Source organism: Streptomyces sp. NBC_01775 (assembly GCF_035917675.1).
GTDB lineage: Bacteria > Actinomycetota > Actinomycetes > Streptomycetales > Streptomycetaceae > Streptomyces.
Map to the genome: position 1 here is coordinate 2,060,889 of NZ_CP109104.1, position 24,394 is coordinate 2,085,282.

22 protein-coding genes are annotated in these 24,394 nt (G+C 70.1%); 8 read left to right on the forward strand and 14 right to left on the reverse strand.

The features are described 5' to 3' along the window. Window positions 1-13: 13 nt before the first annotated feature. From pucL to OHB04_RS09325, 6 genes are all read right to left on the reverse strand, one after another. Window positions 14-949, reverse strand: coding sequence for a factor-independent urate hydroxylase (gene pucL / locus OHB04_RS09300; protein WP_326807266.1), 936 nt, complete (start codon window positions 947-949; stop codon window positions 14-16). A 4-nt stretch (window positions 950-953) separates the two neighbouring features. Further along, window positions 954-1,424 carry a hydroxyisourate hydrolase gene (locus OHB04_RS09305; protein ID WP_326807267.1) on the reverse strand — a complete coding sequence of 157 codons (471 nt, stop codon included), beginning with the start codon at window positions 1,422-1,424 and terminating at the stop codon, window positions 954-956. Next, window positions 1,421-1,939 carry a 2-oxo-4-hydroxy-4-carboxy-5-ureidoimidazoline decarboxylase gene (gene uraD / locus OHB04_RS09310; protein WP_326687194.1) on the reverse strand — a complete coding sequence of 173 codons (519 nt, stop codon included), beginning with the start codon at window positions 1,937-1,939 and terminating at the stop codon, window positions 1,421-1,423. Before uraD ends, OHB04_RS09305 begins: the two co-directional genes overlap by 4 nt. Window positions 1,940-2,104: 165 nt before the next feature. Beyond that, window positions 2,105-2,488 carry a helix-turn-helix domain-containing protein gene (locus OHB04_RS09315; protein WP_326687195.1) on the reverse strand — a complete coding sequence of 128 codons (384 nt, stop codon included), beginning with the start codon at window positions 2,486-2,488 and terminating at the stop codon, window positions 2,105-2,107. Beyond that, entirely contained in the window at window positions 2,488-2,742 is a 255-nt protein-coding gene (locus OHB04_RS09320; protein WP_326807268.1) for a thiamine-binding protein, read from the reverse strand. Before OHB04_RS09320 ends, OHB04_RS09315 begins: the two co-directional genes overlap by 1 nt. Window positions 2,743-2,865: 123 nt before the next feature. Then, window positions 2,866-3,771, reverse strand: a complete 906-nt coding sequence (locus tag OHB04_RS09325; RefSeq protein ID WP_326807269.1) for a helix-turn-helix domain-containing protein — start codon at window positions 3,769-3,771, stop codon at window positions 2,866-2,868. Between the two features lie 253 nt (window positions 3,772-4,024). Here OHB04_RS09325 and OHB04_RS09330 point away from each other — a divergent pair, with 253 nt between their 5' ends. The 4 genes from OHB04_RS09330 to gcl all read left to right on the forward strand — a co-directional run bounded on the left by OHB04_RS09330 (window position 4,025) and on the right by gcl (window position 8,898). Further along, window positions 4,025-4,918 carry an SAM-dependent methyltransferase gene (locus OHB04_RS09330; RefSeq protein ID WP_326687198.1) on the forward strand — a complete coding sequence of 298 codons (894 nt, stop codon included), beginning with the start codon at window positions 4,025-4,027 and terminating at the stop codon, window positions 4,916-4,918. 290 nt (window positions 4,919-5,208) lie between these two features. Continuing rightward, window positions 5,209-6,027, forward strand: a complete 819-nt coding sequence (locus tag OHB04_RS09335; RefSeq protein WP_326687199.1) for a TIM barrel protein — start codon at window positions 5,209-5,211, stop codon at window positions 6,025-6,027. Between the two features lie 63 nt (window positions 6,028-6,090). After that, window positions 6,091-6,999: a 2-hydroxy-3-oxopropionate reductase gene (locus OHB04_RS09340; RefSeq protein ID WP_326807270.1), complete on the forward strand. Its 909-nt coding sequence runs from the start codon at window positions 6,091-6,093 to the stop codon at window positions 6,997-6,999. A 120-nt stretch (window positions 7,000-7,119) separates the two neighbouring features. Next, window positions 7,120-8,898 carry a glyoxylate carboligase gene (gcl, locus tag OHB04_RS09345; RefSeq protein ID WP_326807271.1) on the forward strand — a complete coding sequence of 593 codons (1,779 nt, stop codon included), beginning with the start codon at window positions 7,120-7,122 and terminating at the stop codon, window positions 8,896-8,898. A gap of 583 nt (window positions 8,899-9,481) precedes the next feature. On the opposite strand, the gene OHB04_RS09350 is transcribed toward gcl, so the two are convergent. Beyond that, entirely contained in the window at window positions 9,482-9,814 is a 333-nt protein-coding gene (locus OHB04_RS09350) for a hypothetical protein (RefSeq protein WP_326687202.1), read from the reverse strand. A gap of 970 nt (window positions 9,815-10,784) precedes the next feature. Here OHB04_RS09350 and OHB04_RS09355 point away from each other — a divergent pair. Further along, complete coding sequence (locus OHB04_RS09355; RefSeq protein WP_326807272.1) at window positions 10,785-11,558, forward strand: hypothetical protein; 774 nt, start codon at window positions 10,785-10,787, stop codon at window positions 11,556-11,558. Window positions 11,559-11,791: 233 nt separating this feature from the next. Here OHB04_RS09355 and OHB04_RS09360 read toward each other — a convergent pair whose 3' ends face one another. Next, complete coding sequence (locus OHB04_RS09360) at window positions 11,792-12,337, reverse strand: GNAT family N-acetyltransferase (RefSeq protein WP_326687204.1); 546 nt, start codon at window positions 12,335-12,337, stop codon at window positions 11,792-11,794. Between the two features lie 164 nt (window positions 12,338-12,501). Then, window positions 12,502-12,870, reverse strand: a complete 369-nt coding sequence (locus tag OHB04_RS09365) for a hypothetical protein (protein WP_326687205.1) — start codon at window positions 12,868-12,870, stop codon at window positions 12,502-12,504. A 566-nt stretch (window positions 12,871-13,436) separates the two neighbouring features. On the opposite strand from OHB04_RS09365, the gene OHB04_RS09370 reads away from it, so the two are divergent. Beyond that, window positions 13,437-14,831 (forward strand): WD40 repeat domain-containing protein, encoded by a 1,395-nt coding sequence (locus OHB04_RS09370; protein WP_326807273.1) that lies wholly within the window; start codon window positions 13,437-13,439, stop codon window positions 14,829-14,831. Between the two features lie 97 nt (window positions 14,832-14,928). Here the strand turns inward: OHB04_RS09370 and OHB04_RS09375 are convergent, their stop codons facing one another. Together OHB04_RS09375 and OHB04_RS09380 are read right to left on the reverse strand one after the other, a co-directional pair. Continuing rightward, window positions 14,929-15,255 carry a hypothetical protein gene (locus OHB04_RS09375; RefSeq protein ID WP_326807274.1) on the reverse strand — a complete coding sequence of 109 codons (327 nt, stop codon included), beginning with the start codon at window positions 15,253-15,255 and terminating at the stop codon, window positions 14,929-14,931. 73 nt (window positions 15,256-15,328) lie between these two features. Then, window positions 15,329-17,047: an AMP-binding protein gene (locus OHB04_RS09380; protein ID WP_326807275.1), complete on the reverse strand. Its 1,719-nt coding sequence runs from the start codon at window positions 17,045-17,047 to the stop codon at window positions 15,329-15,331. Window positions 17,048-17,299: 252 nt separating this feature from the next. Between OHB04_RS09380 and OHB04_RS09385 the strand changes: the two genes are divergently transcribed. After that, entirely contained in the window at window positions 17,300-18,334 is a 1,035-nt protein-coding gene (locus OHB04_RS09385; protein WP_326687208.1) for an endonuclease/exonuclease/phosphatase family protein, read from the forward strand. 79 nt (window positions 18,335-18,413) lie between these two features. On the opposite strand, the gene OHB04_RS09390 is transcribed toward OHB04_RS09385, so the two are convergent. Beyond that, window positions 18,414-20,225, reverse strand: a complete 1,812-nt coding sequence (locus tag OHB04_RS09390) for a helix-turn-helix domain-containing protein (RefSeq protein ID WP_326807276.1) — start codon at window positions 20,223-20,225, stop codon at window positions 18,414-18,416. 181 nt (window positions 20,226-20,406) lie between these two features. On the opposite strand from OHB04_RS09390, the gene OHB04_RS09395 reads away from it, so the two are divergent. Beyond that, window positions 20,407-21,450 (forward strand): ArsR/SmtB family transcription factor, encoded by a 1,044-nt coding sequence (locus OHB04_RS09395; RefSeq protein ID WP_326807277.1) that lies wholly within the window; start codon window positions 20,407-20,409, stop codon window positions 21,448-21,450. A gap of 12 nt (window positions 21,451-21,462) precedes the next feature. On the opposite strand, the gene OHB04_RS09400 is transcribed toward OHB04_RS09395, so the two are convergent. Both OHB04_RS09400 and OHB04_RS09405 read right to left on the reverse strand, forming a co-directional pair. After that, window positions 21,463-22,623 carry an XdhC family protein gene (locus tag OHB04_RS09400; RefSeq protein WP_326687211.1) on the reverse strand — a complete coding sequence of 387 codons (1,161 nt, stop codon included), beginning with the start codon at window positions 22,621-22,623 and terminating at the stop codon, window positions 21,463-21,465. A 141-nt stretch (window positions 22,624-22,764) separates the two neighbouring features. Next, a complete protein-coding gene (locus tag OHB04_RS09405) occupies window positions 22,765-24,246 on the reverse strand; it encodes an NCS2 family permease (protein WP_326807278.1) in 1,482 nt (493 codons plus the stop codon). Window positions 24,247-24,394: the final 148 nt, after the last annotated feature.

Consider the following 24,394-nt stretch of genomic DNA (forward strand, 5'->3'; position numbering starts at 1 on the left):
TGCGGGGGAAGAATCAGAGGTTGGTCATGTCCAGGGGTATGCGAGGCGCCACGCCGTCCCGGAGTACCGTCGCCTCGATCAGGCCGTACGGCCTGTCCGCTGCGTAGTAAACGGCCCCGTCCGCCGCCTCGTTCTTCATCCCGAACGGCGAGAGGTCCACCTTGAAGTGGTGCTTGTTCGGCATGGAGAACCGGATCTCGTCTATCTCGGGCCGGCTGTTGATGACGCGTGAACCCATCTGGTAGAGCGTTTGCTGGAGCGAGAGCGAATAGGTCTCCGCGAAGGCGTGCAGCATGTGCTTCTTCGTCTGGGCGTAGGACTTCTCCCAGTTGGGCGTCCGCTCCCCCGCCGCGCCTGTCCAGTTGTGCCGCCACACGGAGGTCACGTCGGTGGCGAGGATACGGTCGTAGTCCTCCTGGAGCGTCGTGTACTGGTCCTTGATGTAGCCCCAGAACTCCGAGTGGGTGGAGTTCAGGACCGTCAGGCCCTTCAGGCCCGAGAGGACCTCGACACCTTCACCGTCGTAGGTGATCTGCGCCGTGCGCGTCTCCTGGCCCTGGCGGACGAAGGAGTGTTTGACCTCGTCGGCGCCGATGAACCGGGAGTTGGCGTCGGAGGTCTCGATGCGCTCCCAGGAGTACTCCTCGACGCGGATGCGCGCCGTGGTGATGGGGTCGCAGCTGTCGACGAAGTGGCGGGCCAGCAGGATGCCGAATGCCTCGGCCGACTCGATGCCATGCTTCTTCGCGAAGGCGAACACGGTGTTCTTGGTGGTGTCGGTCGGCAGGACATGGGCGTTGGAGCCCGAGTAGTGGACCTCCTCCAGGTCGCCGCTCAGCGCGACGGAGACGTTGAGGTCCTTGATGTGATGGGTGTCGCCGTCCCGCGTGATCTTGACGACGCGGTTCTCCGCCTTGCCGTACTGGTTCTGGCCGAGAATCGTGGGCATGGTGTCAGCTCCCTCGGTACACGGAGTAGCCGAACGGGTTGAGCAGCAGCGGCACGTGGTAGTGCTCGCCCGGGTTCACCGCGAAGGTGATGGTGACCTCGGGAAAGAAGCTGCCGGGTGCGCTGTCCCTTACGCGGGGGGCGTCCTGCTGTGCCGCGGCTTCGCGCTGGCTGCGCGGATTCGGACTGTTCTGATTCAGGCTGTGCTGATTCAAGCTGTGCTGATTCAAGCTGTGCTGTTCCCCGAAGTACGGCTCCGTCTCGAACAGGAGCCGTGCATGGGTGGTGCCTTCCGGCAGGGCCGGAAAGTCCTTGCAGCGCCCGTCGGCGTCGGTGTGCGACGCGCCGTGCGCGGCCCATGCGGCCCCCTCGTCACCCTGGCGTACGGACAGCCGGACGCCGACCCCCGCGGCCGGGCGGCCGAGGCTGGTGTCCAGGATGTGCGTGGACACCGAGGTGCTCTGCTCGCTGCTCATGCCGAGGGGGCTCCTTCCTCCGTGAGGCGGGTGAGCCGGATCTGGTTGATCTTCACCAGCTCCTGCCGCAGGATCTCCCGCTCCTGTTCCGGGGAGTTGTCGATCCGGTGACGAACGGCGTCCCGCAGCTGCTCGGCGCTCAGGCCGGTGGCGCAGATGAGGAAGACGTGCCCGAACTTGTCCTGGTAGGCCAGGTTGAGTTCGAGCATCTCGGCCTTCAGCTCCTCGGAGGCCCCCGCCATGCCCCGCTGCTCGCGGGCCGAAGCGGGATCGCCGGGCTTCGGGCGGCCGATGGGCGGGTGTCCCGCCATGGCCTCGGCCAGGTCAGCGGCGGTGAGTGCGGCTGTCGCCGCATCGCTCGCGCGGAGGAATTCCCCGGGACTGCCGTAGGGGCGCCGGGCGAGCAGTGCGCTCCCCCATGCCTGTGCGGCGCACAGTTCGTGGAGCGCGGCGCGGGCGTCGGCTTCCCCGGCGGAGTTGAACCAGGCGAGGCCTGGCGTCGAACGCGAAGTCACGAGGACCTCCGTGGCCGTGGTGCTGTTCGGGCTGGGAACAGCTAAGTCCTCCGGCAACATCGCGTCAACACTTTGTTGAATCTCTTTCGGCATCCCGGAAGACAAAGCCCACCATCCGGAAACCTCAAAACCCGCTCCCGGGCCTCGGGCCCTCGGGCCCCGGGCTCAGCCCGAGGAGCCGTTGGCGCGGTTCAGGTAGTTGTAAACGGTGAAGCGGCTGACGCCCAGCGCTCCGGCGACCGTCTCCACCCCGTGACGTACGGAGAAGGCACCCCGGGTCTCCAGAATGCGGACCACCGACTGCTTGGTCTTGCGGTCCAGCTCGGCGAGCGGCACCCCGTGCCGCCGCTCCAGCTCGGCGAGGAGATGGTCCAGCGAGTCGGACAGATGCGGCAGCCGTACGGCGACCACGTCCTCGCCCTCCCAGGCCAGCACGACATCGTCGCCGCTCGCCTGCTCCGGCGGGACCATCTCGCCGCCCATCGCGTCCACCAGCGGCTTGACCGCCACGACGAACGGATGCCCTGGCTCGCGCGCGCCGTCCCCCATCAGCCCTCGCCCTCCCCGATCACGTTGACCTGCAAGGATACCCGGGTGGCCCCCGCCTCCAGCGATCTGCGCAGCAGCGCGGAGACCGCGGCGAGCACCTCGTCGGCCGAGCCCTCGGCGGTGTTGCCGAACGGGCCGACGTCGACGGCCTCCAGCGCCCCCGCCTGGACGACCTCCCGGGCCACGACCGCGTGCGCCGGCGCCTCGTCCAGGTCGAACGGCTCGGTCGTGAACTCCACTCGCAGTCGCGTCATGGGCCAAGGTTATCGACAGCTTTCGACGACACCGGGTGTCGGTCTCTCCCGCCCACCCCACCCCACCCGGCCCCAGCCCTCAGCCCGGCCCCAGCCCGCCCCCGCCCGGGTGCGGCGCCGGACTCACCGCAGCTCGTCCACCAGCTCCCGGATGAACTCCGCGCTCTCGGCCGGCTGGAACGCCTCGGCGCACAGCCGGTCCATGATCAGGGTGTACTGGTCGACCTCTGCCTGCTTGTCGAGGTAGACGGCGCTGGTCAGATGCTCCAGATAGACCTTGTCCGGCAGGTCGGGGTCGCCGAAGCGCAAGATCGTGACCGGCGAGCCCGCCGCGGCGGCGGTCACCTCGAACGGCGCGACCTGGAGCGTCACATGCGGCAGCTCGATCATCTTGAGCAGATATTCAAGCTGTGCGCGCATCACCTCGGGCCCGCCGAAGGGGCGCCGGACGACGGCCTCGTCCACCACGGCCCACAGGTGCGGCGGGTCCTCCCTGTTCAGCACGCGCTGCCGGGCCAGGCGCAGCGCCACCAGGCGGGAGATCTTGCGCGTCTCGGTGTTGGGGTATCCCAGCCGGCTGACGGCGTAGGCGTAATCCTCGGTCTGGAGCAGGCCCGGCAGGAACTGGACCTCGTACGTCCTGATCATCGACGCCGCGTCCTCCAGGCCGAGGTGCAGCTCGAACCAGTCCTCCAGCACGTCCGAGTACTGGTGCCACCAGCCGGGGGAGTTGGCCTCCCGGGCCAGCGTGAAGAACTCGGCGCGGGCGTCCGTGGCGTGAATGCCGTAGAGCGTCAGCAGATCGGCGAGGTCGCGCTCCTTGGCGCCGACCTGTCCGCGTTCCAGCCGGGTGATCTTCGCGTGGGAGCCGCGGATGGTGCGGCCGGCCTCCTCGCGGGTGATCCCGAGATCCTGGCGCAGCCTGCGCAGCTTGACGCCCAGGATGATCCGCAGCGCCGTGGGCCCTGCCTGCTGCTCCCGTGCGGCCGGGCGTGAGGGAACACCTGACGGCTGCATCATGGCGGGCATTACGACTCCCGAGGGTGACTGGGCGGTCACATCAGTGTGGCACCGGCGTACCGGTCCGGTACAGGTACCCGGAGAATATGCTCGGGCGCGAGCCCGCCGACGGCGAGGAACAGCTCTTGCCCATCCGGTGCAAACAGCGCAACCAGCCTTCCGGACACGGCAGTTACCGGCGCAGTATGTAGGGGCCCCGCACACGGAGAGCAACTACGATTCCGCGCACCAGCGGGTGACCACCTGACGAAGGGGCGCACAAATGGACCGGAAAGAGCGGCAGCAAAGGCGCGCGGTCAACCCGCCCGAGAGCGAGCGTGACCTGGGCCTGGACCGGCATCACTCCGCCCGGATCTACGATTATTTCCTCGGCGGCAGGACCAATTTCCCACCGGACCGGGAGGTCGCCGAGAAGCTGCTGGCCGCCTTCCCGGGCTTCCGTATCGCCGCGCGCACCAACCGCGCCTTCATGCATCGCGCCGCCCGGTATCTGGCCGACCGGGGCGTGCACCAGTTCCTGGACATCGGCACCGGCATCCCCACCAGCCCGAATCTGCACGAGGTGGTCCAGGCGCTGGTGCCGAGCGCGCGGGTCGTCTACGCGGACAACGATCCGATCGTCCTCGCCCATGCCCGCGCCCTGCTGACGGGTTCGCCCGAAGGACGAACGGCCTACGTCGACGCGGACATCACCGAGCCCGCGAGCATTCTCGGCTCGCAGCAGGTCAAGGACACCCTGGACATGTCGCGCCCGATCGCGCTGTGCGTGGTGGGGCTGCTGCACTACATCACCGACGAGCACGACGCGCACGGCATCATGCGCCGCCTCGTGAGCGCCATGCCGTCCGGCTCGTACGTCGTCGTCTCTCATTGCACACCGGACTTCGCGCCGGAGCAGTGGGAGGAGGCCATCAACGTCTACCGCGCCGACGGCGGCGACGCGCAGGTGCGCTCGCGTGACGAGTTCGCCCGCTTCTTCGAGGGCCTGGAGCTGGTGGAGCCCGGCATCGAGGTGCCCCATCGCTGGCACCCGGATCTGGGCACCACCGACGTCAGGACCATCGCGGACACCAGAGAGGCCGGGGAGCACGGGGAGTCCGGAGACACGACCGACGCCCTCGTGAGCGTATGGGCGGGTGTCGCACTGAAGCCATAGGGGCGCGCGGCGCCCCCAGGGGCGCGTGCTCACCCCTGCACCTCCCCGCGCCCTCCCCCTCCCGGCCCCGGCCCCAGGTTCCGTCGGATTCGACGGAACCCGGGGCCTTTCGTGTGCGCGGTCGCACGGAGGCCCTTGACAGCCTCCCCGCACCGATAGCACTCTTCCATTGAGCAGAATCTCAATTCCACAATACGAAATTACTTTCGCTCCTCGCTCTTGCCCTTGTCCCTTGCCTCTTGCCCCTTGTCCCTTGCCCCCGGATCCCCACGGAAGGGAGTGCGGTCGTCGTGGCCTCCCCGCACCGGTTCACCGTCAACGCCTCGATCCTCTTCACCGAGCTGCCCCTGCTGGAACGCCCCGCCGCCGTGGCCGCGGCCGGCTTCGACAAGATCGAGCTGTGGTGGCCCTGGATCGAGTCACCCGTGCCCGAGCACTCCGAACTCGACGCGCTGCGCGACGCCTTGGAGGACGCGGGGGTCCAGCTCACCGGCCTCAACTTCTACGCGGGCCGGCTGCCCGGCCCGGACCGTGGCGCGCTGTCGGTCCCCGGCCGGGAGTCGGAGAAGTTCCGCGCGAACGTGAACGTCGCCGCCGACTTCGCCCGCTCCGTGGGCTGCCGCGCGCTCAACGCCCTGTACGGCAATCGCGTGGAGGGCGTCTCCCCGCAGGAGCAGGACGCGCTCGCGCTGGAGAACCTCGAACTGGCGGCCCACGCCGCCGAGCGTGCCGGGGCCGTGCTGCTCATCGAGGCACTCAACGCGCAGGAGTCCCCGAAGTGCCCGATCGTGAGCGCGCCGCGCGCGATCGAGGTGGTCGACGCGGTGAACGCGGCGACCGGGCTCGACAACGCACGCTTCCTCATGGACCTGTACCACCTGTCCATGAACGGCGAGGACCTGCCGTCCGTCATCGACACCCACGTCTCGAAGACGGCGCACGTACAGATCGCCGACAACCCCGGGCGCGGGGCACCGGGCACGGGCGGCCTCGACTTCGACGACCTCTTCAGCCGTCTGGACAAGGCAGGCTACGAGGGCGTGATCGGGCTGGAGTACAAGCCCGGCGACCAGGGCAGCGCAGCCTCCTTCGGCTGGCTCGACAAGTAGCCGGCCCCGGCGCCCCTTCCCCTGCGTCCCGCGCCACGCGACATCCCAGCATGGAAGGCAGTCATGGCACACACCCCCGACAACACCCGCATCGCCTTCATCGGACTCGGCATCATGGGCGCGCCCATGGCACGCAATCTGCTGAAGGCGGGCTACGACGTCACCGCGTACACCCGGGACACCGGCAAGACCGAGGCGTTCGTGAAGGACGGCGGCAAGGGCGCCTCTTCCGTCGCCGAGGCGGTCAGGGGCGCGAACGTCGTCATCACGATGGTTCCGGCCTCCCCGCAGGTGGAGGAGGTCGTCCTCGGCGAGGGCGGCGTCCTGGACAACCTCGCCGAGGGCGGCACCGTCATCGACATGTCCTCGATCACCCCGCAGACCTCGACCGAGGTCGCCGAGGCCGCGAAGGCCAAGGAGATCAAGGCACTTGACGCCCCGGTGTCCGGTGGCGAGGCCGGTGCGATCGAGGCGGCGCTGTCCATCATGGTCGGCGGTGACCAGGAGACCTTCGACGCGGCGAAGCCCGTCTTCGAGGCGCTCGGCAAGACGGTCGTGCTGTGCGGCCCGGCCGGCTCCGGCCAGACCGTGAAGGCCGCCAACCAGCTCATCGTCGCCGTCAACATCCAGGCCGTGGCCGAGGCCGTGGTCTTCCTGGAGAAGTCCGGCGTGGACCTGACGGCCGCGCTGGACGTGCTCAACGGCGGTCTGGCGGGCTCGACCGTGCTCACCCGCAAGAAGGAGAGCATCCTCGCGGGCAACTACAAGCCCGGCTTCAAGATCGACCTGCACCACAAGGACATGGGCATCGTCACCGACGCGGCCCGCTCGGTCGGCGCTGCCGTACCCGCCGGTGCGCTGGTCGCCCAGCTCGTCGCCGCGCTGCGCCAGCAGGGCGACGGCCGCCTCGACCACTCCGCGCTGGTGCGCGGCGTCAAGCGGCTGTCGGGCGAGAGCCCCGACGGCACCTGAGAGCCAGGCCCACGAGGCCCCGCAGCCTCACCACAGACTCCGGACGGCGGCGCCGACACTGTCCTGTCGCGCCCAGGCGCCGCCGTCCGGACACCACCTGCACCGAACCAGGAGAGTGCGATGGCACGTATGACCGCTGCCCGTGCGGCAGTTGAGATCCTCAAGCGCGAGGGTGTGGACACCGCGTTCGGCGTGCCCGGCGCGGCGATCAACCCCTTCTACGCGGCACTGCGCGCGGCGGGCGGCGTCGAGCACACGCTCGCCCGGCACGTCGAGGGCGCCTCGCACATGGCCGAGGGCTACACGCGCACGGCACCCGGCAACATCGGCGTGTGCATCGGCACCTCGGGCCCCGCGGGCACCGACATGATCACCGGGCTGTACTCGGCCATCGGCGACTCGATACCGATCCTGTGCATCACGGGCCAGGCGCCGACCGCCGTGATCCACAAAGAGGACTTCCAGGCCGTCGACATCGCCTCGATCGCGGCGCCGGTCACCAAGAAGGCCACCACCGTCCTGGAGGCGGCCCAGGTCCCGGGCGTCTTCCAGGAGGCCTTCCACCTGATGCGCTCGGGCCGCCCAGGACCGGTGCTGATCGACCTGCCGCTCGACGTCCAGCAGACGGAGATCGAGTTCGACCCCGACACCTACGAGCCACTGGTCCCGCACAAGCCGGCCGCCACCCGCCGCCAGGTGGGCAAGGCGCTGGACATGCTGGCTGCCGCCGAGCGCCCGCTGCTCGTCGCGGGCGGCGGTATCATCAACGCCGACGCGTCCGCGCTGCTGGTGGAGTTCGCGGAGCTGACCGGCATCCCCGTCGTGCCGACGCTGATGGGCTGGGGCGCGATCGGCGACGACCATCCGCTGCACGCGGGCATGGTCGGCCTCCAGACCTCGCACCGCTACGGCAACGCCACGTTCCTGGAGTCCGACTTCGTCCTCGGCATCGGCAACCGCTGGGCCAACCGGCACACCGGCGCCCTCCAGAAGTACACCGAGGGCCGCACGTTCGTGCACGTGGACATCGACCCGACCCAGATCGGAAAGATCTTCGCCCCCGACTACAGCATCGTCTCGGACGCGCTCGCCGCGCTGACGCTGTTCGTCGAGGCCGCCCGCGAGCGCGCCACCACGGGCCAACTCCCCGACCGCTCGGCCTGGGCCGCCGCCGCCCGGGAGCGCAAGGCGACGCTCCAACGCCGCACACACTTCGACGACGTGCCACTCAAGCCGCAGCGCGTGTACGAGGAGATGAACCGGGCCTTCGGCCCCGAGACCCGCTACATCTCCACCATCGGCCTCTCCCAGATCGCGGGCGCGCAGTTCCTGCACGTCTACCGCCCGCGCCACTGGATCAACTGCGGCCAGGCCGGCCCACTCGGCTGGACCGTGCCCGCCGCGCTCGGGGTCGCCAAGGCGGACCCCTCCGCGAGCGTGGTCGCGCTGTCCGGCGACTACGACTTCCAGTTCATGATCGAGGAACTGGCCGTCGGCGCGCAGCACCGCATCCCCTATGTGCACGTGCTGGTCAACAACTCCTACCTCGGCCTGATCCGACAGGCGCAGCGCAACTTCGATATGGACTTCCAGGTCAACCTGGAGTTCGAGAACATCAACGCGCCCGAGCTGGGGGCCTACGGCGTGGACCACGTGAAGGTCGTCGAAGGCCTGGGCTGCAAGGCACTGCGCGTCACCCGGCCCGGGGACCTGCTCCCCGCCTTCGAGGAGGCGAAGAAGCTGGCCGCCGAGCACCGGGTGCCCGTGGTGGTCGAGGCAATCCTCGAACGCGTCACCAACATCTCGATGAGCGGAAGCGACATCGCCTCCGTGAACGAGTTCGAAGACCTCGCAACCACAGCCTCCGACGCCCCCACCGCCGCAATCCCCCTCGCCTGAGAGGCTCCCCACCCCCGCCCTTTCGCCGTTTCCAGCAAGGGAGGGCGCCCCGCATACCCCCATTGCCGTCCTCAATCGCCGGACGGGCTGGGATGGGGCGAGGTGGGCCCCGGCCGCAGGCACAGACGTCGCTCGCGCTCGTCCTCAATCGCCGGACGGGCTCAATCGAGCCCTCAATAGCCGAACAGACTTGTTGCCCGGGGGGTCCTAGGGGGCGGAGCCCTCTAGCGGGGGGCTGTTGGGTGGGGGTCCCCCCGGACGGAGTCTGGGGGAGGAGCCGCCCCAACGCCCGGCCGGCGAGGCCAAGGGGAAAGGGGCGAAGCCCCAGAAGGCCTTCAACAAACTGTTGACACCCCCACAAGCCCCTCCCTAAGCCCCGCAATGCGGAAACAATATTCCGCAAGCCACACAGGCCCGCAGGAAGGTCCACCAATGCCGGAGCCCACGCTGACCATCGAGCCGGGCGCCCCCAAGACCGCGCGCGGGGCGATTGGGAGGTCACCCGCCGCGCGCCCCCGTGCGGACCGGTCCAAGATGAGGGGTGGCCGGCCCGCACGGGGGCTTTGATTCACGGGCGTCGCGACTACAGAAGTTCTCCCTCCAACCGCAGGACACCTGCTGATCGCTTCATGGAATCGGCGACGTCCGCAAGCCTTTGGAGCGCCACGTCCACCCAGCCGACACCAGACCCCGGAACCTTTTCCCCTCCTGCGTACAGGACCTTCACGGCGCGCACTATCTCCAGGATCCACCATTCATCGCGAATCCTGTCACGATACTCCGGCCTGGAAACAGAATCGGCAATGGACTCTACGTCGTCGACCAGTCCACCCAGCGACAACGCCCCTCCCCTATATGAATTCAGGGATTTCAGGAGAACATCTGCGTATTCTTCATCCTGCATGAGGTCCCTCACTGCTACTGCTTGATTGTTTCGAAGCCAACATTCGGCGCCCCCTGCCCGACGCCACCGTGCTGCCGCTCGCGGGGGAAGCGGCAGCACGGTGGCACCGGACAGGGGCCGGGAGATCAGCCCGTGGTGGCATCTTCATGGACCTCCGGGGGTCACCCAAACCTCCAGTCCACTGCATGCCGACATGTTTAGCAACGAGTTTCGCGGCGCATCTTAAAGACGCCTTAATTGATCCCTAAACAAGGTTCATGGGACTACCACTCGGGATTTCCAAGACCTGGGACAGTGTCCTACATGGGCTTTCACGAGGATTCAACCCCCGGCGCGTGATCAAGGTCACATGCAACCTATTTCGGCGCCCGTTTTCCCTTTCTGGTGACCGCTATTGGGGATTTGACGTCGACGAGGAGTCGACTGGAAGACGGCGCTCCGCAGGCACGACATGAGGCTGACCTGCCGAGACTCGCGCCTTTCGATACGCAGAATGGGAAGGCTGATTTCGATGCGCCATGACCGTTTCGCACGCTTGCCTGCCTGGTATTGACCGGACCTCGCGGTATCACCACTCCGTAGCGCAGTCGTGCGGTTACTGGAAGCGCGACGAAAAGAGGGAGCGCACGCGGGATCGCGGATGGCGCGTCACAGCGCATGGCGGTGAGGGCCGCATCGCCCGCCGAAGTCTTCCGCAGCCGAGCTGCGCCGCTGATCTCCCGGCAGCCCCAGTACCTCCAGTACCTCCAACGCGCGTACAGCGCCTCGGTCTTGCCGTCCCTGTCCCCGTCCCCGTCCAGCGGGTTCACCAGGGGCGAGACCTGTTCCTCCGGCCGGTGGGAGAGGAGTTCGTCATGGATGAGGGGGCGGTCGGTCCGTGTCCGCTGGATCGACACAGCGTGCGCCTCTTCGTAAAAGACGACTCATCGGGGACGATTGGGGGATCGTGACCGTCCGTTGAACCGTGCCAGGAGCCGAAGCGATGGCTGAGAGTGTGCTTGTGCGCTGTCCCGTCTGCCGTCGTGAACACCGATACACAGCGCCCGTTTACCCCTGTGGGTGCGGGGCGCCGGTCGCGCTGCCGGTGGTGGGCTCCAGTACGCCGGTGCAGGTGCGGCACCGGACGTGGGCCGGTTCGTGGGTGTCGGCGCGGTGTCCTGCCTGCGGCAAGGTGGAGGAGTGGCCGCAGCCCGAACTGGGGTGTGACTGCGGGACGGTGCTGCGGGTGCCTGTCCAACGGACGCGCCCGGGGAGTGTCAACGGGCCGGCGTCGGGCTCGGGCCCCAACTCCGTTTCCGGCCCGGACTCCGGCTCCGGCTCCGGCCCCGGTCAGCCGCCCGCGTCCGCTGTCCGCCCGGCCGCCACTCCCGTGCCCCGCCCCGCGTTCCGGCCCGTCACGATCCGTACCGCGCAGGACGCGAAAACGGCTGCCGCGCAGTACCTGCGGTGGCTCGGCTTCGCGGACATCCGTGTCGCCGAGCGGACGCCCGCTTCCGGGATCGACCTGCGCGGGCCGGGGATCGTCGCCCACGTCGACCCGACGACCTCGCCCGCCTCGCTGCGGGACATCGAGACGCTGTGGCTGAACGGGCTCAACGACTCGGCCGTCGCCGTCTCCTTCTCCCTCGCGGGTTACGCCCGCGACGCCCGGTACCGCGCGGACGAACTGACCCTGCCCCTGTTCGTGCTGGACCTGACGGGCACCCCCAAGGCCGTGAACGACCCCGCAGACGTGCTGATCCGTACGACGAGGTAGGAGCCGCCCCCGCTCGGGCATCCGCATCCCGGCATCGGCGGCGAATGCTGCCGCCTTACACGGTGATCGCCGATCGCCGCCTGTGCACACAGGCGGCACGAACGCTCGCGGTCCCCCCAGCCTCCCCAGCCTCCCCGGCTCCCCGGCTCCCCGGGACAGGAGGACCCCCGCCGTGCCGCCGGCCGCTGGCAGGCCGGCTGAAGACGGGCTCTGGCGCTACGGGAATCAGGCACTCACAGGGGCGAAAGGAGCATGAGGACCTCGTCACGACGGTCTTCCGGAGCGAACCGCAGAGCGCCCGGCCAGCGACCGATTTCCTGCCACCCGAGCCGGCCGTAGAACTCTTCGAGTCCGACACCACCGCGCACGGCGAGGTGCAGTTGCTCCAAGCCCATCTCCTCGCGGGCGATCTCACGGGCGCGGCGCATCAACGCCGCCCCCATACCCTGACCACGGACGCCCAGCCGGGTCTGCACGTGATGAAGCGTGCCCCAGTGGGAGACCAGCGGGCCCAGGTCACGGCGGATACTCAGCCAGCCCGCGACGGCGCCGTCCACCGCGACGACCAGGAGACGGCTGGACTGCGGGCCAAGTCCGGCGATGATGCCGTCGAGCACAGCGGCGACCTCCGAGACATCCACCGGAGGGAAAGGAAATCCGGCTGCTCCGCCCGCGTTGCTCACCTCGACCCAGCACGCGAGAAGGCTCTCCCTGAGCGCGTCGGTGCTCTCGTGCGGGTTGAGGAGCTGGATGAAGCTCGGAGTCTCACTGCTGGCCATGGCAGGGAGTGTCGCAAACGCATCCTCACCGAGGCACTTGGAGCGAGCTCGATCGCGACAGGTACTGGCCGCGCGCTGCGCTTCATCCACCGTGGTCGCGTCGTCCACACCTGACCACTCGGAGCCGGCGGCAGCGCGCCCGACCCCTGGGCGAGGAGGTGGAATCAGAGGGCCTTGAACAGCGCCAGGAGGTCTTGGGCACGTTGGCTGTCAGCGTTGAAGCCGACGAGGTCACGTTGCTTGTGAGGGGCGGGCTGAAGGATGAGTGCGTTGTGGCATTGGAAACAGAACGCGAGCTCGAAGAGGAGCTGACCCGCGTCGTGGGCCCGGATGCCGTATCCGGGCATGAAGCAGCGCATGACGTTGCCCGTCGGCAGATCGGCCACGAGGTCGAGGACCTCCAGGGCCTCCTTGTCGAGCCACGTTCCGATGGTCGTTCCAGGAACACCCGTCCACTGGAGGGACCCCAGGGGGTCCTCGATGCGGACGCACTCAAGTCGCCGGGCCTGTACGGAGGTGGGAGGCAGGAGCATCCGGCAAGGATGCCACCCCGACTGATCTCCCTGTCGCTCGGTGGATGGCGGTGGCCAGAGTGCGGCAGTTCTGCCGCCGATGGAATGCCGTACTGGTCGCCGGCGTGCGGGCATGACCGATGAGCGGATAAGGACCGAACAGGCCCTCGGTACCTACGCCGTGGGCAGCGAGCACGGGCCGGGGGTCCGGCCGTCGTTCGCTGCCTGTCTGACAGAGGTCGCGGACGCGCTGTGCGGGCGCCGGGGTATCGACGGTGACCGGCAGGTGCCCGGCAGGTGCCCGGCATTCGGCGGCGAAGCCCGCACTGGAGCGCTCCGCCTCGCGTCGGCCTGGAGAAGACACCGCCAGGCCATCGCCGCGGGCCACACCGGGAGGCGGCAGCGGGGCGAGCAGGGCGAGCGGGTCAGGGCCACCGCCCACAATACGCGGTGGCTGCTGGGTAGGGTGCGATGCGAACAACGCACCTCATCAGCCTCATCCGGACCGCTCCCACCCTCCACCCCAACACCGCACGTCGAGGTCGAAGAGGCTGACTGACGGCCTCCGGTCCCGACGAAGGAGAATCTTGTCCATCCACCCCTTCTACGGCGTGCGCGTGCTCGACCTGGCACCCGACCGGCGGCGTGTGAGGCTTCGGCTCTTCGTTGTCCACTACGACGTCGGCGTCCGGCAGTACGCCGAACTACCCGCGGACCCCGGCTTCTTCCTACAGCTGCTGTGGGAGAGCGCGGACGGCGGCGACGGTCCGCTGGGTGATGTGTTCACCTGGCGGGAGCTCGACGACGACGGCTGGCTCGCCGTGAACACCCGATGGTTCGTCGAAGGCGTCGAACGCGTCGTCGTCCGCAACGATGCGCTGTCCGATGAGGACTGGAAGCACATCGATGCCCTCCAGGAGGGGATCCACGACCGGGACGACGGCTGGCCGGATGAGGACCGTCTCGTGCAGGCCGATTACGAGGTGCAGGTCACCGACCCACGCTGGCTGGAGCATCTGTGGCCCGGCCGGAGCTGGGAGACCGGGTGGTACCCGAACCCGACCCACCGGTTGCGCGCCGAGGATGCCACGCACGTACCGGATCTCACGGAACCGGAGGCCGTCCTCACTCCGTTCACCGATGACGGCATGGCGATGCTGGCCTTCTCCGACGACGGCCGATTTCTCGCCGTCACCAGCGAGGACGGCGAACTGGTCGTCTACGACCCGGGAGAGCGGTCCGAGCGTCTTCGCGTGATGACCCCCGCCTCGGCCGGCCGGGACATCATGTGGGTGCCCGGGCGGCATGTGATCACGCTCAAGGAAGACGAGCTCGACGAGGTTCACCCGTGGGCCTACGACCTCGACGCCGATACCGAGATCGACATTCCGGTGGAACCGGGCCGCGTACGCTCGCGCGACGGCCGCTTCCGGGTCGAGTACGGCGACGGCGACCGAGTCGACTTCGTCTCCGGGCGGTCCACACCCGATCGCACGGTGCGGCTCGGTGACGAATCCGCCTGGGTCAGTGACGTGACCTTCAGCGCGGACGGGACCCGGATGTTCGTCGCCCACCGGTCGAAGGAGGTCGGCCACAGCTCAACGGTGCACGTGATCGACCCCGTCACCGGCCGGATCCTGGACAGCATCACCGTGCCGGGCGACTGGCTGAACTCGCTGGCGGCGAGCCCGGACGGCGCGTACCTGGCCGTGGCGACGGCGGACTGGAACGATGAGCGGAAGTGCACACCGGACATCTGGCGGGTCGCCGACCGTGAGCTCATCATGCGACGCCCGACGAAGGACCCCTCGCAGGCCGGGATCAGTGCCGAGGCCCTCGCCTGGTCGCCCGACGGCGCCCGGCTGGCGGCCACCGTCGAGAACAAGGAAATCCATCTCTTCCGCGTCGGCCTGCCGACCGAGCCACCAGCGGATCTCAGGCTCTCGGCGCCGGGCCGCACATGCCCGGAAGCCCGCGCCTGAACCAGTGGTGAGGTGGTCCTGACCGACAGCACCCTGGTCCGCACCCGCGGGATCGCTGCCCGCTTCGGCTGAGCCACTTCCCGGCCGGGAGGAACGCCTAGCCGTCCTCCCGGCCGGGAAGTGGCTCCCCCTGGAGAAACGCCCGGTACGCGTCTGCGGCGTCATCCTCCACGGTCGGCCCTTCCGGCCCGTACCGTGTATCGCTCCGGTCGCGTTTCGGTCCGGAGATCCAGAAACCTTCATCGGTATCGACGTCGTGGAAGTTGGCGTCGGACAAGCCGAGACCCGTGGCACGCCGCAGGGTCCGCCCTTGGAAGTAGGCCGTTTTCCAGGTCTTGGAGAAGTCCACCCACCCGATCCACGAGGGTCCGCGGTCGGTGTCGTAGCCCGTTTTCAGCTGCACGAACATGATTCTGCGAGGCATGCTCCCAGCTTGGCCGATCGTGCCGATCCAGCAAACCGCGTTCCTGGATCGATCCGTTGATACACGAAACCGCCTAGCTCTCGCCCTCGCCCTCACCCCGGCCCTGGCCCCGGTCTCGGTACTCCACCCCGGGGGTGCCCGTCTCCCCCGCCGCGTGGGCGCGCAGCTCGACGCGGCGGATCTTGCCCGAGATCGTCTTGGGCAGTCCGGCGAACTCCACGACGCGCACCCGCTTGTACGGCGTCAGGCGTTCGCGGGAGTGGGCGAAGAGGGCCTGGGCCGTCTCCTCGCCCTCCGGCCAGCCCTCCGCCAGGACGACGTATGCCTTGGGGACGGCGAGGCGTACCGGATCGGGTGACGGGACGATCGCGGCCTCGGCCACCGCCTCGTGCTCCAGCAGCACGCTCTCCAGCTCGAAGGGAGAGATCTTGTAGTCGCTCGCCTTGAAGACGTCGTCGGAGCGCCCCACATAGGTGAGGTAGCCCTCCGCGTCCCGTGCGCCGATGTCTCCCGTGCGGTAGTAGCCGTCGGCCATGGCCGACGTGGTGCGGGCCTCGTCGCCCCGGTATCCGGTCATGAGGCCGACCGGGTGGCGGGAGAGGTCGAGGCTGATCTCGCCCTCCGGCGCGCCGGGCTCGCCCGTGACGGGGTCGAGGAGGACCACGTCGTAGCCGGGGGTCGGACGGCCCATGGAGCCGGGCTTGAGGGGCTGGCCGGGGGTGTTGGCGACCTGGACGGCGGTCTCGGTCTGGCCGAAGCCGTCCCGGATGGTGATGCCCCACACCCGGCTCACATGCTCGATGACTTCGGGGTTCAGCGGCTCGCCCGCGGCGACGACCTCGCGGGGCACCGTCTCGAGGCGGCTCAGGTCGGCCTGGATGAGCATGCGCCACACGGTGGGCGGCGCGCAGAAGCTGGTGACCCCCGCGCGGTCCATCTCGGCCATCAGCCGGGTCGCGTCGAAGCGGGTGTAGTTGTGGATGAAGATCGTCGCCTCGGCGTTCCAGGGGGCGAAGAAGTTGGACCAGGCGTGCTTGGCCCAGCCGGGCGAGGAGATGTTCAAGTGCACATCGCCGGGCTTGAGTCCGATCCAGTACATCGTCGCCAGGTGCCCGACCGGGTACGAGACATGGGTGTGCTCGACCAGCTTGGGCAGGGCCGTCGTACCGGAGGTGAAGTAGAGCAGCAGCGTGTCGTCGGCGCGGGTCACGCCCTGGGGGTCGAACGCCTCCGCCGCCTCGTACGCGTCCTCGTAGGCGAGCCAGCCCGCCGCGGGTGTGCCGCCGCTGCCGACGGCGACGCGGGTGTAGTCGCCCTTCACGTCCGCGAACTTGGCGGTGTCCTCCGCGCGGACGACGACATGCCGGGCCTCGCCCCGCTCCACCCGGTCGGTCAGGTCGCGCGGGCCCAGCTGCGGGGTGGCGGGGATGACGACGGCGCGCAGCTTCATCAGGGCGAGCAGGGTCTCCCACAGCTCGGCCTGGTTGCCCAGCATCAGGATGACGCGGTCGCCGGGGGCGACGCCGCGCCCGCGCAGCCAGTTGGCGACCCGGTTGGAGCGGGCCCGCATCTGCTCGAAGGTCAGGCGCCGTTCGGTGCCGTTCTCCTCCACGATGTGCAGCGCCAGCCGGTCGTTGCCCTCGGCGATCCGGTCGAACCAGTCCAGTGCCCAGTTGAAGTGCTCCGGCCGTGGCCAGTCGAAGGCGGCGCGCGCGGCCTCGTAGTCCGTACGGTTCCGCAGCAGGGTGTCGCGCGCGGTACGGAACTCTTCGGTGGGCGTGGACGGGCTCATGTCTCCTCCTGGGCGGATCGTGCTGGGAGCCATCGTGTATCCCCCGACGCCCCGCGCACCAGCCCCGGCCCCGCCCCGGCGCCCAGCGCACCGGCCCGCACCGGCCCGCACCGGCGGCCCCGGTCCGGGTTCGGGTCCGGGTTCGTCCAGACGCCCCACGGTTCACTCACACGCCACGTTTCACCCACGCCCCGCAATTCTCCCTTGTGCCCCTTACGCCACCGCGACCACGGTTGGGGCATCATCGGGGAGGTGTATACGGGGGCGAGCACACGACGGGACAGGGACGAGGCGGCGGACGACGCGTGGGACGACGGCGGGCGCCGCCGCCCCCGCGGACCACGCCATCCCCTGATCGCCGCGCTGAGCGCCCTCACACTGGCCGTCCTCACGGTGCCTCTCGCCGTGCGCGGGGCCGACGCCGACGGGCCGACACCGGTGCCCCAGCTGCTGGCCTTCCTCCCCTGGTTCCTGGCGCCCGCCTGGCTGGCGCTGCTGGGCGCCGCGCTGGCGCGGCGCCCGCTGCTGCTCGTGTGGGGGCTGGCGGTGCTGGCGGCCACCGGCTGGTACCTCCAGCCGTACGGGGCCCCGGCGCCCTCCGGCGCGGAGGGGCGTCCGGCGAAGGCGCAGTTCCGGGTGCTGACGGCCAATCTGAAGTACGGCAGAGCCACCCCCGGGCTGCTGGAGACGGTGCGCAGGGAGCGGCCCCAGATCCTCTCCGTCCAGGAGTGTGCCGCGCAGTGTGCCAAGGCGCTGCGCACGCCCGAGCTGCGCGACGCCTACCCGCACCGGATCATCTCCGGCGGCCGGGGCGCGCGGGGCTCGGCGCTGCTGAGCGTCTATCCGCTGCGGGACCGTTCGAAAGTGCCCGCGCGCTTGGACATGCCCAGCGCCGTCGCGGACGTCGGGAGCGAGCGGGTGCGCCTCCAGGTGGCGCACCCGATGCCGCCCAATCCGGGTGAGACGGCCTCCTGGCGGGTGGAGCTGGATCGGCTGCGCTCCTGGTCGCAGGCGCGTGGCGCGCTGCCCACGGTGATCGCGGGCGACTTCAACGCCTCGCAGGACCACGCCGCCTTCCGCGCCGTCCTGAAGACGGGTCTGCACGACGCGGCCCGGATGCTGGGCAACTCCCGCACGCCCACCTGGCCGGCGCGCACCGCTCCCCCGCTGGGCGCGCAGATCGACCACGTCCTGCTGAGCAGGCCGCTGGTGCCGGTCGACGGCCAGTTCCTGGATCTGAAGGGCACGGACCACCGGGCCTTCCTGGTGAACGTCAAGCTGTTCTGACACCGTCCCCGCTCTCTCCCCCGGCCCCCCGGCCTCTCTCCCCCCTCCCCCTCCCCCCGGTCTCCGGGGACCGGCCGGATCACCCGCCCGTACGACGGTGTTCGACCAGCACGGGCTCCTCACCGATCCGCAGCCGGCGGCCGGAGGGCGCGGGGGACTCGGTGCCGTCCATGTGGCGCAGCACTCGCGCGTCCGCGTCCAGCCGGACCTGGGCCTTCCCCCGCTCGGCCCAGTAGACGCGAAGTGGCCTGCCGTCTCGCTCGAAGCGGCAGGTGTAGGCGTGCGGTGGGAGGCCCATCTCGGTGCCGCTGCCGCACGAGGTGATGCGGGCGCCCTCCAGCCACCGCTGCAACCGCTCGATGCGCCGCCCCGCCTCCGTGGGCGGGCCGCCCGCCAGTTCGACCACGAGGGGCACCTCCGAGCTGCCCCAGCTGTAGAAGTACGTCCGGCTCAGACTCTGGTCCTTCAGGTAGAGGCCCACGAGGTAGAAGCGCACCGCGTGGTCCCGGGCCCGGCGCGCGTCCAGGTGCTCCCTGAGAGCGACATCGCTGTCCGGGCCGGTGTCCCACAGCGGGGTGCGGCCCAGACCCTCGCTGTAGAGGAGCCGCTGCACCCGTTTGACGAGGGTCACTCTCTCCTCCGGCGGGCCGTCGGCACGGCGCGGCGGGAGCTTGAGCGCGGCGGCGTCGCAGTACTGGAACGTGCCGGTGCGTGCGAACTTCCGCAGCAGGTCGCGCCCACGCTTCTCCCACAGGGACCCGAAGGAGGGGCAGACGGCCTTGGCCTCGGGGTCGGCCTCGCGGATGATCCGTGAGGCGCGCTGGACCATGTCGGCGAGAGTGGCCGTCGAGCCGGTCCAGACTCCCTGGTGACTCGGGTAGTCCCACAGCTCGTACGCCTCGATCCGGCCGCGGTAGCGGGCCGCGAGTGCGCCGATGAACCGGTCCCAGTCCGCCATCTTGTCCGGGGGCGAGGCGCGCGCGTCGGCGAACACGGACCGGCGGCCGTCCGGGGCCGCCCACGGCGGGGTGCCGCCGAGGGTGAGCAGCACGGGCAGCCCCTTGCGTTCGGCGGCGTCGACCAGGCGATCCAGCGTCTGCCACCGGTACTTCCCGCGCCGTGGCTCCAGTTGGGACCACCGGGTGCCGGAGTGCCACAGCCGGACGGAGCCGACGCGGAAACCGGGCATCTCACCGGTGTCGGAGCCGAGGTTCATGCCGTAGAAGGCATCGGGCACCCGCTGCGGGGCGACGGTCCAGTCCGGGCCCTTGACGTCCTGCCGGTCCGCGCCGCCGGACCGCGCCGGAGAGCCGACGCGTCTGCCGCCGCTCTCCGCCTCGGGGTAGGAGGCGGAGACGGCGCCGGAAGGGATCGCGAGGACGAGGACGAGGGCGGCGACGCGCAGCCAGAAGTACGCCCTCAGCCTGGCCGCGGACCCGCCGGCCCCCAGGCTCCGGTGGTGGTGCTGTAAGCCCCTGAGCGGCATTGCGGCCCCGGACGGAGCCCGGGAAGCAGGGGAAGCAGGGGGGCTCGCGGGTACGGACGGGGCCTCCGCGCCGTCCACTGCGTCGTCCGCGCCGTTCGCTGCGTCGATCGCTGCGCCGTCCTCCGCGTCGTTCGCTGCGTCGTCCTCCGCGCCGTCCTCCGCGTCGATCGCCTGGCACCACGCGCGGTAGAGCCGGTCCAGTTCGGCACGGTCGGCTCCGCAGACGCGGGCCACCTTCTCGACCACGCCGAAGGTGCGGGGGACGGTCGTGCCGAGGCAGTAGCGGTGCACCGTCGAGCGGCCGAGGCCGGTGCGGTGTGCCAGCGCGGCATAGCTGCGTCCGCTGCGCTGTTTCAGCTCCTCCAGCAACTCCGCCAGTTCAGAACCGCCCCTGCCCGCCGTCATGGCCACCCCCTCCACCGTCCCGGAGCGCCGGACGCGTACCAGGACCGTCCCACCATGCCGGAAAGACGCAGGTGACGGCAGCCGTTACATCCCGCTGTCCCACCTCTCCACAACTTCTTGCCACGGGGATCGGGACATATCAAAGTCCCAGCAGACACACATCACGCACATCGGGGGATACATGCTGCGCTTGCACTTTGCGGCAGGAGACCTGGCTCGCACGCACATCGCGGACGGGCCCGATCCACTCTGGGAGTCGGTGCTGAGCCTGCACCGGCTGAGGGAAACACGACCGGAATCCGTCCTGCCGGGATGGCGGGAGCGGGTGCTGTGCCGCAGCTCGGAGCCGCTGCACCGGCTGCTGCAACTGGTGCCCGCGCGGGGGTACTTCCCGGACTTCCTCACCCCGGCCGCGAGCGCGGCCGGCTTCGAGGAGGGGCTGGAGGCGGTGCTGTCCACCTCGCGGGGCCAACTGCGCGCGCAGGTCGGCACGCTGGCGCAGTCGGCGCCGCTCACGCCGTGGGCGCACACCCTCGGGGAGGGGCGCGCGGGGGCGCTGCGGGAGCTGGGCTCGGCGCTGCGGGCCCATCGGCGGATCGCACTGGAGTCCTGCTGGTCACGGATCGCGGCCCGGGTGGAGGCCGACCGCATGTGGCGGTCCAGGGTGCAGTGGCTGCGCGGCACGGCGGAGATGCTCCGTACCTTCGAGCCGGCGATCCGGTGGCGGTCTCCGGTGCTGGAGGCCGACTATCCCGTCGATAAGGACGTGTGGCTGGAGGGGCGCGGACTGCTGCTCGTCCCCTCCTACTTCTGCCACCGCACGCCGGTCGCCCTGGCCGATTCCGCCTTGCCGCCGGTTCTGGTGTACCCGGCGAGGATTCCCGATTGCCGGACCGTCGGGAAGCCGGCGCACGGGCCCGCCGGGCAGCGCGCCGGACGCGAGGAGCTGGCGCGGCTGATGGGCCACACCAGGGCGGCCGTGCTCCAGTCGCTCCGGGACGAGTGCACCACCAGTGAACTGGCGTGCCGCGCCGGGGTTTCCCTCTCCTCCGCGAGCGAGCACGCCTCCGTGCTGCGCGCTGCGGGCCTCGTCTCCAGCAGCCGACGCCGCAACACCGTCGAGCACGCGCTCACTTCCGTCGGGCTGGCGCTGCTGGACGACGGTGTCGCCGGGGGCCGCGGGCCGGTCCGCTGGGAGGGCGCCGGTGAACGGGCCGTGAGCTGACCGCACAACGGGTCAGCCCGCCGCCCTCTCTCCTTCGGAGCTGAGGGCGGCGGCCGGGCCCGGGTCGTGGTGGATCGGGGTGTGGGCCCCGTTGAGCGGGACGCCGGTGCCGCCGTGGCGGGAGGCGACGATCTCCGAGGCGATGGACAGCGCCGTCTCCTCCGGGGTGCGCGCGCCGAGGTCGAGCCCGATCGGGGAGCGCAGCGCGGCCAGCTCCAGCGGGGCGACGCCGGCCTCGCGCAGCCGGGCGAGGCGGTCGAGGTGGGTGCGCCGGGAGCCCATGGCGCCGACGTAGGCCACCGGGAGCCGCAGCGCGCGCTCCAGCAGCGGCACGTCGAACTTCGCGTCGTGGGTCAGCACGCAGATGACCGTACGGGCGTCCACATCTTGGGAGTCGAGGTAGCGGTGCGGCCAGTCGACGACGACCTCGTCGGCCTCCGGGAAGCGCTGGGCCGTGGCGAAGACCGGCCGCGCGTCGCACACGGTGACGTGGTAGCCGAGGAACTTGCCCACCCGTACCAGCGCGGCGGCGAAGTCGATGGCGCCGAAGACCAGCATCCGTGGCGGCGGCACGGAGGACTCCACCAGCACGGTGACGGGCTGCCCGCACCTGCTGCCGTCGGCGCCGATCGTGACGGTACCGGTGCGTCCGGCCTCCAGCAGGGCGCGGCCCTCGGCGGCGGCCGTGGCGTCCAGTTCGGGTGCCCCGCCGAGTCCGCCGTGCGGGTGCCCGTCGGCGTCCAGCCACAGGGCGCCGCCCAGCAGCGCGTCGGGGCCCTCGACGACACGTACGAGCGCCGCCGCGCGCCCCGCCCGGGCCTCGGCGACGGCGGCGGCGAACACGGGCCGCACCGGAGCGCAGGCCCGGACGGGGGTCACCAGGATGTCGATGATGCCGCCGCAGGTGAGGCCCACGGCGAAGGCGTCCTCGTCGCTGTAGCCGAAGGTCTGGCGGACGCTGACGCCCGACTCCAGTGCCTCCTGGCACAGCTCGTAGACGGCGCCCTCGACGCAGCCGCCGCTGACGCTGCCGACGGCCTCGCCGTGCGTGTCGACGGCCAGCGCGGCGCCCGGCTGCCGTGGGGCGCTGCCGCCGACGTCGACCACGGTGGCGACGGCGAACTCCCGCCCCTCCTCGCACCAGCGGTGCAGTTGTGCGGCGATGTCCAGCATGTGCGTTTCTCCTCGGCGGTGATACGGCCGGGTCTGCTCGGCGGTGGGACAGCCGGGCGGGGGCGCGGGCGGGCCTCTCTCCCGCCCGCGCTCCCTCCCGGCCCTTGGGACCAGTGGCCACGTGGCTACGTGCCTACTTGGCTACTTGGCCCCCAGCCACTGTTCGATCGGGTTGAGGGCGAAGTACGCCAGGAAGACGGCTGCCAGCACCCACATCAGCCATCCGGGCTCGCGGAACTTTCCCTGGACGGCCTTGATCAGAACATAAGCGATCACACCTGCGGCGATACCGGCCGTAATGGAGTAGGTGAACGGCATCAGTACGGTCGTCAGGAAGACAGGAATCGACGTCGCCGGGTCGGTCCAGTCGATGTGCATGGCGTTGGTCATCATCATCGAGCCGATGACGACCAGCGCCGCCGCTGCCACCTGCGGCGGGATCACCTGTGCGAGTGGCGTGAAGAACAGACAGAGCGCGAAGCCGAGCCCCGTGACAACGCTGGCCAGCCCCGTACGCGCCCCGTCGCCGACGCCCGCCGTGGACTCCACGAACACGGTCTGGCCCGAGGCGCCCGCGACACCGCCGGCGACGCCCCCCGCGCCGTCGATGGCCAGGGCCTTGTTCAGGCCCGGCATGCGGCCCTTCTCGTCGGCGAGCCCGGCCTGCTGGCCGATGCCGATGATGGTGCCGATCGCGTCGAAGAACCCGGCGAGCACGAGGGTGAAGACGATGACGCCGACGCTGATCGCGCCCACGTCACCGAGCCCCTTGAACGAGACCGAGCCGAACAGCCCGAAGTCGGGCGAGCTGACCAGCGAGCCGGATACCTCCGGCGCGTTCCGGCCGCCCCAGTCCTTCTTGTCCAGGCCGGCGAACTGGTGGACGAGGGCGGCCAGGACGGTGCCGCCGACAATGCCGATGAGGATCGCTCCCGGCACCTTGCGCACCTGGAGCGCGAAGATCAGCAGCACGGTGAAGGCGAAGCACAGCACCGGCCAGCCGGTGAGCATGTCGGAGGTACCGAGCTGAACGGGTTTCTCACCCGGCACCCCGCCCGGCCCGCCCATCGAGGTGACGAAGCCGGCCTGGACGAGGCCGATGAGGCAGACGAACAGTCCGATGCCCATGGTGATGGCGTGCTTCAGCGCCAGGGGGATCGCGTTCATGATGAGTGCGCGGAGCCCGGTGACGACCAGCAGGATGATCACGCAGCCGTAGATGAGACACATCGCCCAGGCGTTGCCCCAGGTCATCTCGGGCACGACCTGGAAGGACAGCACCGCCGAAACGCTCAGCCCGGCAGCCAGCGCGAGCGGGACGTTGCCGATGAAGCCCATGACGAGCGTGGTCGCCGCCGCGGCCAGCGCCGTCGCCGTGGTGACCTGCCCGCCGTCCAGCTTGTGCCCGGTGACATCGGGCACCGAAAGGATGACGGGGTTGAGAAGGACGATGTAGGCCATGGCCATGAAGGTGGTGACACCGCCACGGATCTCACGGCCGTAGGTCGAGCCTCTGTCGGAGATGTGGAAGTAGCGGTCGAGCCACGAGCGTCCGGCGGGGATGCGCGAGCCGGAGCCCGCGTCCTCCGCCGACGTCGTCGGCCCTACTGTGGACTGGGGCATTTGCGCCGTCTCCCAAGGTTCATAGGGACACCTCGGCGAACACCGAGGTTTTGGGAAGCACGACCGGGGGACGGCCCGAGTCTTGCGTCTTTTCTTTTCCGCCCTGCCTGTTGCCGTTTCCCGAGGGGCCCGGGGGCGAAGCCCTCAA

Excerpts from the sequence above, each read along its gene's own strand:
- OHB04_RS09365 (WP_326687205.1), bottom strand. The coding sequence starts at position 12,870 with ATGCTCCTGCCTCCCACCTCCGTACAGGCCCGGCGACTTGAGTGCGTC.
- OHB04_RS09315 (WP_326687195.1), bottom strand. The coding sequence starts at position 2,488 with ATGGGGGACGGCGCGCGCGAGCCAGGGCATCCGTTCGTCGTGGCGGTC.
- OHB04_RS09395 (WP_326807277.1), top strand. The coding sequence starts at position 20,407 with ATGCTGCGCTTGCACTTTGCGGCAGGAGACCTGGCTCGCACGCACATC.
- OHB04_RS09375 (WP_326807274.1), bottom strand. The coding sequence starts at position 15,255 with ATGCCTCGCAGAATCATGTTCGTGCAGCTGAAAACGGGCTACGACACC.
- OHB04_RS09330 (WP_326687198.1), top strand. The coding sequence starts at position 4,025 with ATGGACCGGAAAGAGCGGCAGCAAAGGCGCGCGGTCAACCCGCCCGAG.
- OHB04_RS09355 (WP_326807272.1), top strand. The coding sequence starts at position 10,785 with ATGGCTGAGAGTGTGCTTGTGCGCTGTCCCGTCTGCCGTCGTGAACAC.
- gcl (WP_326807271.1), top strand. The coding sequence starts at position 7,120 with ATGGCACGTATGACCGCTGCCCGTGCGGCAGTTGAGATCCTCAAGCGC.
- OHB04_RS09405 (WP_326807278.1), bottom strand. The coding sequence starts at position 24,246 with ATGCCCCAGTCCACAGTAGGGCCGACGACGTCGGCGGAGGACGCGGGC.
- pucL (WP_326807266.1), bottom strand. The coding sequence starts at position 949 with ATGCCCACGATTCTCGGCCAGAACCAGTACGGCAAGGCGGAGAACCGC.
- OHB04_RS09390 (WP_326807276.1), bottom strand. The coding sequence starts at position 20,225 with ATGACGGCGGGCAGGGGCGGTTCTGAACTGGCGGAGTTGCTGGAGGAG.
- OHB04_RS09380 (WP_326807275.1), bottom strand. The coding sequence starts at position 17,047 with ATGAGCCCGTCCACGCCCACCGAAGAGTTCCGTACCGCGCGCGACACC.
- OHB04_RS09360 (WP_326687204.1), bottom strand. The coding sequence starts at position 12,337 with ATGGCCAGCAGTGAGACTCCGAGCTTCATCCAGCTCCTCAACCCGCAC.
- OHB04_RS09320 (WP_326807268.1), bottom strand. The coding sequence starts at position 2,742 with ATGACGCGACTGCGAGTGGAGTTCACGACCGAGCCGTTCGACCTGGAC.
- OHB04_RS09400 (WP_326687211.1), bottom strand. The coding sequence starts at position 22,623 with ATGCTGGACATCGCCGCACAACTGCACCGCTGGTGCGAGGAGGGGCGG.
- OHB04_RS09305 (WP_326807267.1), bottom strand. The coding sequence starts at position 1,424 with ATGAGCAGCGAGCAGAGCACCTCGGTGTCCACGCACATCCTGGACACC.
- OHB04_RS09325 (WP_326807269.1), bottom strand. The coding sequence starts at position 3,771 with ATGCCCGCCATGATGCAGCCGTCAGGTGTTCCCTCACGCCCGGCCGCA.
- OHB04_RS09340 (WP_326807270.1), top strand. The coding sequence starts at position 6,091 with ATGGCACACACCCCCGACAACACCCGCATCGCCTTCATCGGACTCGGC.